The 13,130-nt window shown below is 44.8% G+C and carries 14 protein-coding genes; 6 read left to right on the top strand and 8 right to left on the bottom strand.

Features of this window, described 5'->3' with window-relative positions; genetic code table 11:
• Positions 1–48: 48 nt before the first annotated feature.
• The gene (locus Q0895_RS06875) at positions 49–1,299 is read right to left on the bottom strand and encodes an amidohydrolase family protein (protein WP_299186915.1); all 1,251 of its coding nucleotides are present in this window, start codon (positions 1,297–1,299) and stop codon (positions 49–51) included.
• 382 nt (positions 1,300–1,681) lie between these two features.
• On the opposite strand from Q0895_RS06875, the gene Q0895_RS06870 reads away from it, so the two are divergent.
• Positions 1,682–2,530: an aldo/keto reductase gene (locus Q0895_RS06870; protein WP_299186912.1), complete on the top strand. Its 849-nt coding sequence runs from the start codon at positions 1,682–1,684 to the stop codon at positions 2,528–2,530.
• Positions 2,531–2,609: 79 nt separating this feature from the next.
• On the opposite strand, the gene ccmE is transcribed toward Q0895_RS06870, so the two are convergent.
• The 5 genes from ccmE to ccmA form a co-directional block, all read right to left on the bottom strand.
• Positions 2,610–3,110 (bottom strand): cytochrome c maturation protein CcmE, encoded by a 501-nt coding sequence (gene ccmE / locus Q0895_RS06865; protein WP_299186909.1) that lies wholly within the window; start codon positions 3,108–3,110, stop codon positions 2,610–2,612.
• Between the two features lie 397 nt (positions 3,111–3,507).
• The gene (gene ccmD, locus Q0895_RS06860; protein ID WP_299186907.1) at positions 3,508–3,720 is read right to left on the bottom strand and encodes a heme exporter protein CcmD; all 213 of its coding nucleotides are present in this window, start codon (positions 3,718–3,720) and stop codon (positions 3,508–3,510) included.
• 35 nt (positions 3,721–3,755) lie between these two features.
• Positions 3,756–4,544: a heme ABC transporter permease CcmC gene (ccmC, locus tag Q0895_RS06855; RefSeq protein ID WP_299186904.1), complete on the bottom strand. Its 789-nt coding sequence runs from the start codon at positions 4,542–4,544 to the stop codon at positions 3,756–3,758.
• A gap of 197 nt (positions 4,545–4,741) precedes the next feature.
• Complete coding sequence (locus Q0895_RS06850; protein ID WP_299187341.1) at positions 4,742–5,455, bottom strand: heme exporter protein CcmB; 714 nt, start codon at positions 5,453–5,455, stop codon at positions 4,742–4,744.
• Between the two features lie 60 nt (positions 5,456–5,515).
• Positions 5,516–6,145: a heme ABC exporter ATP-binding protein CcmA gene (gene ccmA / locus Q0895_RS06845; RefSeq protein WP_299186901.1), complete on the bottom strand. Its 630-nt coding sequence runs from the start codon at positions 6,143–6,145 to the stop codon at positions 5,516–5,518.
• A gap of 196 nt (positions 6,146–6,341) precedes the next feature.
• Here ccmA and Q0895_RS06840 point away from each other — a divergent pair, with 196 nt between their 5' ends.
• From Q0895_RS06840 to Q0895_RS06825, 4 genes are all read left to right on the top strand, one after another.
• Complete coding sequence (locus tag Q0895_RS06840; protein WP_299186898.1) at positions 6,342–7,454, top strand: hypothetical protein; 1,113 nt, start codon at positions 6,342–6,344, stop codon at positions 7,452–7,454.
• Between the two features lie 59 nt (positions 7,455–7,513).
• Positions 7,514–8,269, top strand: a complete 756-nt coding sequence (locus tag Q0895_RS06835) for a YbjN domain-containing protein (RefSeq protein ID WP_299186895.1) — start codon at positions 7,514–7,516, stop codon at positions 8,267–8,269.
• Between the two features lie 263 nt (positions 8,270–8,532).
• Positions 8,533–9,450, top strand: a complete 918-nt coding sequence (locus tag Q0895_RS06830; protein WP_299186893.1) for a histone deacetylase — start codon at positions 8,533–8,535, stop codon at positions 9,448–9,450.
• 57 nt (positions 9,451–9,507) lie between these two features.
• Positions 9,508–9,714 carry a DUF2905 domain-containing protein gene (locus Q0895_RS06825; protein WP_299186890.1) on the top strand — a complete coding sequence of 69 codons (207 nt, stop codon included), beginning with the start codon at positions 9,508–9,510 and terminating at the stop codon, positions 9,712–9,714.
• A gap of 155 nt (positions 9,715–9,869) precedes the next feature.
• Here Q0895_RS06825 and Q0895_RS06820 read toward each other — a convergent pair whose 3' ends face one another.
• The gene (locus tag Q0895_RS06820; RefSeq protein ID WP_299187335.1) at positions 9,870–10,643 is read right to left on the bottom strand and encodes a sulfite exporter TauE/SafE family protein; all 774 of its coding nucleotides are present in this window, start codon (positions 10,641–10,643) and stop codon (positions 9,870–9,872) included.
• A gap of 60 nt (positions 10,644–10,703) precedes the next feature.
• Positions 10,704–12,125, bottom strand: a complete 1,422-nt coding sequence (coaBC, locus tag Q0895_RS06815; protein ID WP_299186887.1) for a bifunctional phosphopantothenoylcysteine decarboxylase/phosphopantothenate--cysteine ligase CoaBC — start codon at positions 12,123–12,125, stop codon at positions 10,704–10,706.
• 139 nt (positions 12,126–12,264) lie between these two features.
• On the opposite strand from coaBC, the gene radC reads away from it, so the two are divergent.
• Entirely contained in the window at positions 12,265–12,945 is a 681-nt protein-coding gene (radC, locus tag Q0895_RS06810; protein ID WP_299186884.1) for a DNA repair protein RadC, read from the top strand.
• Positions 12,946–13,130: the final 185 nt, after the last annotated feature.

Raw genomic sequence — 13,130 nt, 5'->3', positions numbered from 1 at the left:
CCCACTACTTATAAGTAGTGGGCTTTTTTTATGGTTTAGATTTTATAGTTAGCTTTTAAACAAGTCCAGCTCAATATCATAACTAGGTTCAGGTTTTTTAAACAGATACTTACCATTACGAATTGATGCCAACATATCCGAGCGCTGACGCACCGCTTCAAATGGGCTCGTCGCATCTAATACCAAAAAGTTTGCCGCACGACCGACTTCTATACCGTACTGATCTTCGATATTTAAGGTCTTAGCGCCATTAAAAGTAATAAAGTCAAGGCAGACGTCAAGCTGCGGTAAGGACATGGTTTGTGCCAAGTGAATACCATTATCCAAGATATTCATCATGTTGCCATTACCCGCTGGATACCAAGGGTCATTGATGGAGTCTTGACCAAAAGAGATGTTAATACCATTTTCCCAAAACTCTTTCACTCGCGTGAGGCCACGACGTTTTGGATAGGTATCTTGACGACCTTGCAGATAAGCGTTTTCGGTCGGCAGTGCAATAAAGTTCATACCTGATTGCTCAAAAAGTCCCATCATACGAAACGCATAAGCATCATCTGCAGAACCAAATGAGCAAGTATGACTGGCCGCCGTACGCGCACCGATACCTTCAATCATGACCAAAGCATTTAGCAATTGCACGTGGCGACTCATCGGGTCATCGGTTTCATCACAATGCACGTCGATGAGTTTGTCATACTTGAGTGCAAGCTCAACCGTCTTGCGTACAGAATCTTGACCAAACTCGTACGCCCATTCAAAATGTGGAATACCGCCAACGCAGTCCGCGCCCATCTTTAGCGCTTCTTCTATTAGCCCAACAGCACCTTTGTAGGCGTACATGCCCTCTTGCGGGAAAGCAACGATTTGAATAGTAACGTTGTCTTTTAATTCTTCGCGCAGCTCCAGCATCGCTTTAAGCCCAGTTAAATCAGGATCACAAATGTCAATATGGGTACGAATATATTGCACCCCTTTGGTGACTTCTTCTTGAATACCTTTTAACATACGCGCTTTGGCTTCTTCAAAAGACTGCGTTTTTTTGACATCGTGCCAGCGTGCAATACCTTCAAACAGCGTCCCTGAGGCGTTCTTGGCAGCATCGCCGCCGCCCGTATAGACATAATCAAGATGCAAATGTGAGTCTACATAAGGCGGTACTACCAAACGGCCCTTTAAGTCAATCTCTTCCGTAGCGGCGGGCAGGCCTTTACCGATCTGCTCAATTATTCCGTCCTTAACTAAAATCTCAGTAGCCTCGCTATTGCGATAGATATTTGCATTGGTAAATTTGATCATGACAAACTCCTGTTATTGACTAATAAATGATTAAGAAATAGAAAACTAAATATCTTCAAAATCGATATCATGCTGTGCTATTGCAATGATTTTTTAAAACATATAGTGACGTTACAGCCTGTTTGTGCTTTGTAGGAAACCGTCACTCACTCTTTCACTTTATTCTATTTTTTTCTATAGTAGCTGGGTTGCCTAGTTGTTCTGTTAGGGCAAGTTTTACAATTAACACTATGATATAACGATTGTTAATTCAGGTTTAAAAGCTTCTCACTCAGGTGGTGACATTGATAGGTAGTGACACTGAATTTAGTTATTACTTGTTTAGAGAACTCTTATATAAACAGCTATAAAACCACACTCAACACATAATAAGGATAATAATATGAGCAAGAAAACTTATAATATTCGTACCGCAGGCAAAGCCAATATTCCTGTATTGGGATTAGGCACTTGGCAATCAACGGGCCAAGACTGTGTCGATGTCGTCAGTCAAGCGTTAAAAATGGGCTATGAGCATATTGATACTGCGCAAGCTTATGACAATGAAAAAGAGGTCGGGGAAGGTATTAAGCAATCAGGCGTGGCTCGTGATAAGTTCTTTTTGACCACCAAGATTTTCCCTGATGATATGAAGTTTCAACCAGAAAAACTGATGACAGCTGCCAAGCGCTCACTAGAAAACCTAGATACTGACTACGTCGATCTACTGCTATTACACTGGCCTGATGATCGTGTGCCATTGTCTGAGACCATTCCTGCGCTGTGCGAGCTGCAAAAACAAGGGCTAACGCGTCATATTGGGGTTTCTAACTTTAATATCGCTCATATCATTGAAGCAAAAAAACACGCTGATGTACCCATTGTCGTCAACCAAGTAGAGTTTCATCCGTTTATCAAACAAAACACCTTGCAGACTTTTTTGAATAATCACCATATTTTATTGGAAGCCTACTCACCACTTGCGCGCGGCGATGTGTTTGATAACGACGTTATTAAAGAGATTGCGGATAAGCACAACGTGACGCCTGCACAAATATCATTGGCTTGGATATTATCGGACAAAGACCGTGTGGCTATTCCCAAGACGTCCAATCCCGACCACCTGCAAGGTAACTTGGATGCCATCAATGTCCAGCTTAGCGCCGATGAATTAGAAAAAATTGGCAACTTGGCTCGTAGCGATGGCCGTAAGATCGAGCATCCTGACTATACTCCTGTATGGGATGACTAACTTTTATATCAACACCCATATAAAAAAGCGCCGCTAACAGCTGATTAGCGGCGCTTTTGCTGTTAGTAGATGTGTAAAGCTACTGCTGCAACGTTTGGGTCTCATGGATTGGCTCTGCTGGATTGTACTGCTCAGAAGGCGGCGTCAATCCATTGCGGTTGTTCTCTTTCATAGACTTAGCAACCTCAGGCGGCATGTAATTCTCGTCGTGCTTAGCAAGCACTTCACCTGCGACAAAGGTCTCGCCTTGCATCTTACCAGTCGCAACGACGCCAGAGTTTTCAGCGAACAAGTCTGGCAAGATACCTTGATAAGTCACAGGTACCGTCGACTCAAAGTCAGTAATCGCAAACTCAACGTTTAATGGATCATTTGGCGCGCGCTGCACACTGCCAGCGACGACCATTCCGCCTGCACGAATGCGCTTGTCTTGTGGCGCCTCCCCTTGGGCGATAGCCGTCGCATCAAAGTAATAATCGGTCTGTTGTCCAATAGCATAGATGACCAACGCCACGGCAATCGCGGCTCCTGCCAGCGTAAACATCACCCACATCAGTTTTTTGCGACGAACTGCGTTCATACCACTACCTCATTGATGAGTCACTGTCTTATAGTCGATTCATTCTAAAAATAACATAGCACTACTGGGATGAATTTTGCGCAGCATCGAACGATAACAGCACGCAAATAAAATTTATACCAGTAACGCGTTTAAATCTATAACGATTTACTTTGAACTGACTATATAAATCATATCCAATGACATATAAACCTATAAAACAGAAAATATTGAAGAAACTACCATTAGAAAAACCTTTTTAAAATATTTTTCTAATCGTACTCTTCTAATCGCTATATGGTAGCATTTTTTGAGCAAATCAATAAGCCTGCAAACGTTAATACGCTCATATTTTATGATTTAAAAAAATACGATGTTACGCTCTAAAGCTATGATATTAAAATAATTTTTATAGCACCTACTTGGTTGCAGGGTTGGATGTCTTAGCAGTACGCTGAGCTTGCCGCGCTTGTTGAATGGTGAGCTGTTTGATCAGCGCTTGTCGCTGTCTGCGACTATAAATGATAAAAGCCAGCATCACGCCCACCGTAATCGCCCAACACGACCAAACAAACACACCATGCTTACCCATGGCGATAAATTCAGATACGCTATAAAAGTAAGGCTGCATAATCAGCTCCTAGCCATTGTTTGTATGATTGACGGTTATTTGGCTTGCCCGCGAATGTATTCTTTCACCCACGCTTTACCTTGGTCACGGTACAAAATCAGAGTGTTGGTGCGATAAATCGCCAAGGTCGCCACCAGTAAATAACTGCCGATGACCATGAGCAGCAGCGGCATCCACATATCGGCCGACATTTTTGGTGCGGCGGTTAAGGTAAAAGTCGATCCTTGGTGCAGGGTATTCCACCACTGTACCGAGTATTTGATAATTGGCAAATTGACCGCACCGACGATAGACAAGATAGCCGCCGCTTTGCCGCGATTGGCTGTATGCTCAAAGGCGGCAAACAATGCCATGACGCCTGCGTACAAAAACGCCAGAATCAGCATAGATGTTAAACGTGCGTCCCAGACCCAATACGTTCCCCAAGTAGGCTTTGCCCAAATGGAGCCAGTGATCAAGCTGATCACGCAAAGCAAAAACCCCAGCGGGGCAAGCGCTTGCGCCACTAAACTAGCCGTCTTAATCTTCCAAACGAGAAAGATAACCCCCAATACAGCAAGGGCAAAATAGATAGAGATAGCAATACTGGCGGCGGGCACATGGATAAAGATAATGCGGTAGCTGTTGCCTTGTAAATAGTCGGGCGGCGCAAAAGCCAGCCCCCAGACACTACCGATTACAAGGCAAATACTGGCAAGTATGGCAAGCCACTTGACCCAAGGCGCAAAAATGCGAAAAAACTGCTTGGTACCAACAGTGGTCAAAAAGCCTTGCCAAATGCGCTGCCACAGGCTAGGAGATGAGACATTATTCAGGTTGGGCATGGGGATAAACCTATTTACACAGCATAGTGGTTTGACAGATATGGCATCATGGATGCTACGACATCATGATTGCTGCTATCCGCTAACCTGCCGGCGTTAAACACTGGATAGAATCTACAAGTGACTTGTTTGTATCGTTAATTGGCTATTATAGCAAAGTTGCCCGTTTTCAACATGCTGTTGATATAAAGGTTTTTTTAATTGAGCCACGCCATCTTTAAGGTCACGGCAATCACCCATGGCATCACGAGTACCGAGATGATGCTACCAGCTAATAACAGCGCTAGTATCGGCAAACCATTGAGACCTGTGGCAAACAAATCCACCGCGCCAGTGGCAAAAATCAATACCGGAAGCTGCATGGGCAAAGCTATCAGCGGCACCAGCACGGCACCGTTTTTTAATGACAGTGTCAAACTACTGGCGACGGCAGAGAGCATCAGCAGCATCGGGCTGCCTGTCACGATAGAGGCCAGTAATATCCACGCCTCAAACCAGCTAAGCTGAAATAGCGGCACCGCCAATAAGCTGAGCACCGCCACAATGCCGCTACTAAAAATCCAGTGTATGACTAGGCGAATTAGCACCCATAACGGTAACGAGGCTTTGGCAACGACCAACTGCGCCAGCGTGCCATTATCGAGCGCGGGCTTAAACAACCCATCAACCCCCATCACCAATGACAAGAGCGCGGCAATCCACACAGCAGACACACCTAAACGCTGCAATAGCGCAGGCTCACTACCGACAGCCAGCGGAAACAAAGTAATAATCACTAAAAATAAGACGAGCGGATACAGCCACTGTACCGCACCTTGCTGTTTGACCTGCCATTCGCGTCGCCAGAGTTGCCCAAAGCTGATACCGCGCGTACCATCGGAGATATTTGAGCGCGGCTTTGCTGCTTGCATTGGCAGGTCTTGCCCTAGGCTATCTGTCATTATTCATCCTTTCACTTAGGCTCATCGCGCTTATACCATATAATCCGACAAATCGAGCACTTGATTGGCCACAGCGACTGCCTGATGACTGGTCATCAATATCGCGCCGCCAGTTTTGGCAAAGTCGCACAGCCTATCCTCCATTCGTGCCACCATATCGACATCCAGCGCGGTAAACGGCTCATCAAGCAGCCATAATGGTGTCACCTCAGGCGTCAATAAATACAATCTGGCAAGAGTAATGCGCCGCGTCTGCCCAGCGGATAGATGGCTTGAGCTTATAGTCTCAAAGCCTTGTAACCCCACCCAAGTGAGAGCGGCATCAATGTCAGCGGCGCTTGGCGCGATACCATACAAATTTAGCAAAAACGTCAGGTTTTGCGCGACCGTCAGATTGGGATGAATGCCCAGCTGATGCGAGACGTATAACGGCTGTACAGGTAAGCTCTCGACGCCTTGATAGCGCACCGTACCCGTCAACACAGGTAGCAATCCTGCCAGCTGCATCAGTAGCGTCGTCTTACCCGTACCATTGGCACCGACCAAATGGCAGATGCTACCAGCAGGTAAGTTGAGCACGACCTCTTCACATAAAGGCGTCTCACCGCGCTGGACAGTCAACTTATCGAGCGCAAGTAAGGGTGCATCCAGTGCCGTCATCAAAACTCTCGTTATTTATTAAGCGTTATCAATATTCATCACAAACGAATACTGCTTTCATGACATAATAGTTGATGCGCTTACCATTCACAAAAACTTGCCTGTGTCCCCTAAATGAATAAGGCTGACACCGACAAACGTATTTTTTGGGGTTGATATTACCCCAACCACACAGTATAACAAATTGTCCATTACTATGACCTCAAAACCTATGCAGACTTCAAAAGATAACTCTATTTTAAAAACCCAAACCGCCACTTCTCATATGCAAGTGACAGATACTCAGCCACACGACAACGTGTCAGATACGAGTCTGACGATAGAGCGCTTAATCGAGGCGCAAGTAGCCTTTACGCAGCAGTGGTTACAGCAGCAAGCAGAGCCGCTGGCCCTAGAGGCTTGGCAGTGGCTTGGCGCGCAGCCATTACATAAGTACATCAGCGCCGATGATTTGCAGCATCTAATTAACGACTGGCTACTGAGCCAACCGATGAGCGATGTCATGCGCACCGATATCCGCGATATCTTGCATACCATCATCTACCATCCGATCAACGACAACGTCCCCCTCTCTGAGCTGGTGGACGACCATCAGATTGAAACTCTTGCCCACTATGTCGGCCGTCATGACGAGCAGCGTAACGCCCTCATTCATACGCTGATCGGCAACGAGACCTTTGCCGACTTGCTAACGCAAACGCTGTATCACGCCATCAATGACTTTATGGAGAGCACGCTCGATAAAGCAGGCGGCGTGGGCAAGCTGATGAAGCTTGGCCGCAGCTCGTTTGAAAAGGCCACCAACAGAAACCTAGATGAAAAACTGCAAACCTACTTGCATCGTAATATTAAAGACTTGACGCAGCGCGCAGAAACCAACGCTCAAGCACATTTGTCAAATGAAGAAGTCGCGCGGCTGTTGATAACAGGTTGGGGACGTATCAAAGACCAACCGATTAGCGAGATGCAGACTTATCTAAACGATGAGGCCGATAATAGCAGTATTGATCATATTGAAGCCAGCATTCAGCAAAGCTACAATCGCCTACGCTTGTCGCCTTACTTACGTAGCCTGGTCTCAGCCAGCGTCGATACTTGGTATGCCAACCATCAGTCGGATACGATTGCAGCAGTAGCAGCGAGCTTATATATTGATGAGCAAGCTATGGCACAATTAAGTACTGCCATACTTCCTATCGTACATGATGCTCTTGAAAGTACATGGCTGACCACTCATATCTATAACATGTTACAAGCATTTTATGCGCAACCTAGCATCAAAGATGATTTTGTATTTAAAGAGGCATAATTTGCGGTTTTAGCTTATTCATCTGTTTTTAATATTATTTATTGGTCAGTACAACACCTATGAGTCAACGTAACAAACTCAGCCTGTGGCAAAAACTCAAACGGTTCCTGACTGCTTCAGCACCGCAGGCTGTGATCGATGACGCAAAAGTGTCGCAGTCCTCCTTATCACTTGAGGCTGACATTGACGTTGATAACGATACTGATGTTAATAGCGATAATAAAAAAGACAGCGATAATGCTAAATCAGACTCTCTAAAACAGACTATAAATCAAGATAAAAATACTGACATACCTATCGTCAATTATCTTAAACAGTATTTTAATGATAAACAGTGGCACTACACTCATTATCGACCAAAAACCAATGACAGCCAGCAATCGCATCATTTATCGTTAAGAATGCGCAATAAACAATTAGAATGTGGCTATCTGTTTCGGGTACAAGAGAAAAACAACTTGCTTGCGGTCTATGGTATCTTGCCGTTTTTAGTGCCTGAGAGTCATCAAAACGCAGCAATGCTCCTCATCACCCAAATTAATTACGACATGCTGATTGGCAATTTAGAGATGGATGTGAATGATGGCGAAATACGTTATAAACATGCTATCGATGTCGAGGCAGTTGGCATCGATGATCATATCCTTGAGCATCTGCTACAAAGTGTGATTGCCATGACTACGGTCGCTTACGAGATATTTGATGATTTAATCAACACTCAAGACCCTGCTGAAGATATACAAACGTTACTTATAGAGCTACGCCAGCAAGCAGACTCCAGAACCTTTTTCCTTCCGACTCAGTTTGTCCAATAAAAATGCTTAATTTAAAAAATAACACAACAAATCTACTTTGAAAATATTGAGGCGGGGCTGATAGAAATTTTCGTAGCCTCTGTCTGCGTAGGCACAACAAGCAAGAAAATTTTTATCAGCCTCTTATGCAAATGAAATGTAGAACACTTTTATTTAGTAGAGACTATAGTCCTATCTTTTATTGCCTCTAAACTATTAAAGATAATAAAAATGCTTTCAAAAATTCATTATCACTCTTTTAAACACTGACACAATTGAAAATTATGCTAAAAATTGCTTACTCTGATATTTTCCGTTACACCGTACCTGACAAGCATCGCTTTCCCATGCAAAAATACACGATGATTCCTGAGCGCTTGCTTGAAGAAGGGACTATCACCACCGAGAATTTTTTTGCGCCAAAACGTCTGACAGAAGAAGAAATCTTAACCACACATACTGAGGATTACTGGTATAAGCTTAAAACCCAAACCTTGCCGCGCAAAGAAGCGCGACCTATTGGCTTTGAGATGACAGAAGCATTGGTTAATCGAGGTCGTCATATCGCTCATGCCACTTATGAATGTGCGTTATATGCCCAGCAGTATGGGGTGGCGATGAATGTCGCAGGCGGCACTCATCATGCGTTTGCCGATCATGGCGAGGGGTTTTGCGTTTTTAACGATGTGTGTATCGCCAGTAATCTACTGCTTAATCGCAGGCAGGCGCAAAAGATTTTAATCGTAGATTTGGATGTGCATCAAGGCAATGGTAATGCCAGTATTATGGCGGATGAGCCGCGCGTTTTTGTCTTTAGTATGCATGGCGCCAAAAACTATCCATTTCGTAAAGAAGTCTCTGATCTTGATATTGAGCTGGCGAACGATACAGGGGATGCAGAGTATTTACAGATATTAAAAGACACCTTGCCGCGTTTGATCAGCGAAGTCGCACCCGATATAATTTTTTATCAGTCTGCGGTCGATGTGCTGGCGACCGATAAACTGGGTAAACTTGGCTTAACGCAAGCAGGCTGCAAAGCTCGTGATGAATATGTGCTTGAGCAAGCAAAAGCCGCTCACATTCCAGTCGCTATCGTCATGGGCGGTGGCTATTCAGAAGATATTGAAGATGTGGTCGAGGCACACTGTAACACCTTTCGCATCGCTCAGAAGCTATATTTTGGTGAAATAGCTGGTTAAGGTTAAGCGCATGTATGGTCGATACAAAAGAGTAAAATAAGATTAGCGAGGCTTTATATGGCAAAGATATTGATTATTATAGGGGCTATACTGGTCATTATCGGGATTATTTGGCTGCTGTTTCCTAGCGCGTTTTCTTGGATAGGTAATCTGCCAGGCGATATTAAGCACACCTCAGGCAATACTCGGGTTTATTTTCCAGTGGTCACTATGATAGTTATCAGTATTATCGCGACCATCGTGTTAAATTTATTCAATCGTTAACCTGAAAAGCACTCCCTATAGTCAATTCACTTTAAACCGAGTTAATGCTACTGGGATGAATTTTGCGCAGCATCGAACGATAGCAGCACCCAAGCAAAATTTATACCAGTAGCCCGTAATAATTGATGGTTTGATTCTATTTGATACTGACTTTACTACAAAAACGCCATCACGCCCTGCCAGCCCACACGCAGCCCCAGTACGGTGAGAATCAATAAAATAAGCTGGCGAAAGCGTGCTTGCGGCAAATAACGACGCAGGCGAATACCAACCAACAACGTCGCAACCGACAATACACTAAGTACCGCTATCAGCTGCCACTCACCACGGCCAAGCGCCATGATTGGCTCACGCAATACGATGATTTGAGCAATTTTACCCAAGAAATAACACATGTTGCCGACTTTGGCGATGGTGTTTTTATCATTGCTGGCAGAGAGCAAATACATCATCAGGATGGTCGACATCGCGTTGGTCGCACCACCAATAACGCCTGCACTAAAGCCAACGATAATCAGTACTGGCTTGGTATCAGGCAGGCGGATTTGCTTACCGAGTAAGCTACTGACCACATAATAGCCAATGACCGCCGCCAGCAGTACTAAAATATAGGCGCTATCGACCCACAGTAATAACTTCGCCCCCAAAATGCTACCGAGCAAGCTGGTTAACGCGAGCAGCCAATAGCGTCTGCCGTAATAGATAAAGTTTTGCCAAACACTACGGCCACCGCCTGCCAGCCATGTCATGACATTAAGCAACAATGACGGAAAAATGATCAGCACGATGGCGTACGGCAGCGGGTACATGCTAGCAAGCGCAGTGGTGGTGACCAAGGTGACACCCAACCCGCTGATACCATGCAGTAGTGATGCAAGCGCAAAGACTGCCATCAGTAATACGGTCTGGGTGCTATCGCTATCAGTCATGTCCATCACAATATCCCTGATAGATATATCATTTGCGACTTGATATTTATGACTAAATAACTAACCATTTAGACGCTGCATCAGAGTCTCTCCAATGATGGTAGCGAGCTGTGCGGCAATCTTATCTTTGCTTGTTTTCTCTAGCATTACCGTATCGTGCTCATAACGCTCGGAGAAAAACACTTGCATGGCATTATCATCGCTTGCAAAACCAATGTCTGAGCGTGAGACGTCGTTACAGGCAATCAAGTCCAAATTCTTAGCAGCCAGCTTACCGCGTGCATAGTGCTCTACATCTTGCGTTTCTGCTGCAAAACCGACGACAAACATGTCAGGATAGGCGTGTGAAATGGACGCTAAGATATCAGGGTTTTTGACTAGATTTAGCATCATAGCGTCTTGAGTTTTTTTGATTTTTTGCGGAGCAGCTTCTTGCGTACGATAATCAGCGACCGCAGCCGTGGCGATAAAAACATCAGCATGGCGCGAATTATTTAAGGGCAGTGTATCCAAATTACCGTTTGACGTTATACCGCCTAGCGCCACACTTTGCGGCTCTATCTGACTGTCTGGTTCATGACAATCACATTCTCCGTGTTCGTGGTGGTGGCTATGCATATGATAGAGCTCATGATTATCACTCTGTCCATTCTCAGACAGAGATAATAAAGCAGGATGCGTACCCGCCACACATTGCTGGGCAGTCGTTAACATCTCTGCAGCAGACAACACATCGATACGGGTGACCCCAAGCGGCGTTGATAGCGCAACTTTACCGCCAGCGATTAACGTCACTTGCGCGCCTGCTTCTACGCAGGCTTGTGCCAGTGCAAAACCCATTTTCCCTGAAGAATGATTGGATAAATAGCGTACCGGATCGATCGCTTCAACAGTAGGTCCTGCGGTAATTACGACCTTTTTACCGTGTAAATTTTGCGGGATAGTTTGCTGCGCGCTAAATAAACGCACTTCTGCTAACAGCTGCTCAGGCTCAGGCAAGCGCCCTGCCCCTACATCACCGCACGCTTGCTCACCACTTGCAGGCTTAATAATATGATAATTCATATCGGCTAGCGTCTGCACATTTAAGCTGACCGCTGGATGAGCCCACATTTGCTGGTTCATCGCTGGTGCAATCAATACTGGTGCGGTAGTTGCAAGGCATACCGTTGTTAGTAAGTCATCAGCCATTCCCATTGCCAATCGAGCTAAAGTGTTGGCTGATGCTGGGGCAATGACTATCAAGTCGGCCCACTTGGCAAGCTCAATATGCCCCATGCCAGCCTCAGCACGCTCATCAAGTAATGAGATATGCACTTCGTTACCAGTCAGCGCTTGTAAGGTTAATGGCGTGATAAAGGCTTGCGCGCCTGTCGTCATAATGACACGCACGTCAAACCCTGCTTTGATCAATAAACGGGCAAAAACTGCAGACTTATAAGCGGCAATACCACCAGTAATAGCGAGCACAATATTAGACATAGGCATAACATCAGTAAAAAGTTAGAAGATAAAATTGCGTTTATAGTAACAATTATGCGATAAATTGGGGAAAGTTTTCTTCCCTAATCTTGTTTACTCTCTTATTTAATTAAAATCAACCCACCTTTAAGGAAAAATAGTGGCTATAAAAGACTGGCACGCAGATGACAGACCACGTGAAAAGCTGCTGAAGTTTGGCGCAGCACATTTAACTGATGCAGAAATTTTGGCGATATTTTTACGCACCGGTACTCAATCGCAGTCAGCTATCGAGCTTGCTCGTCAGCTCATTAATCATTTTGGTAGCCTCGCTGAGCTTTTAGCTGCACCGCAAGAGACAGTACTTGCTTGTCATGGTATCGGACCTGCCAAATATGCTCAGATACTGGCCTCGCTTGAGATGGGTACACGCTATCTGGACAGTCAGCTCAAAACTGGTCAAGCCCTTGGACGCTCACAGGCAGTCAAAGATTATATCAGCACGCAATTGCGCGGCGAGCATCGTGAGGTCTTTGCCGTACTGTGCTTGGACAACGCACTCAATTTATTGAATTTTGAGGTACTGTTTACAGGTGGTATTTCCTCTTGCTCTGTCTGTATCAAACACGTGCTTCGACATGCGCTGAGCCATGCAACCAGTCAATTAATCGTCGCTCACAATCACCCTCACACTGATGCACAGCCTTCAACGGCAGACAACTTATTAACTTATGAGCTAAAAAAAGCTTGTGATTTACTTGATATCACTTTTATAGACCACATTATCGTTGGTCGTAACGATACCTTATCCTACGCTGAAAACGGCTTATCGCCCTTTTGACTTATACGGTTCTATAGATTGTTTGTTTTACTTGAAAAAATTGAAAAGGACGAGTTGATACATATTGTCGACATAGCGTAGCATTTTGTCTATTGATAGTTCATGAGAACTATTTCATATTGGTGGATAAAATCGTTTTTGTAGCCTGATCTGATAAATAATAAGATTTAATGAGGCTTTAAAGC

This window comes from uncultured Psychrobacter sp. (assembly GCF_947495825.1).
In the GTDB taxonomy this organism is placed as follows: domain Bacteria; phylum Pseudomonadota; class Gammaproteobacteria; order Pseudomonadales; family Moraxellaceae; genus Psychrobacter.
Note: the sequence above shows the minus strand (reverse complement) of the source record. Positions and strands in the feature narration are given on the sequence as shown.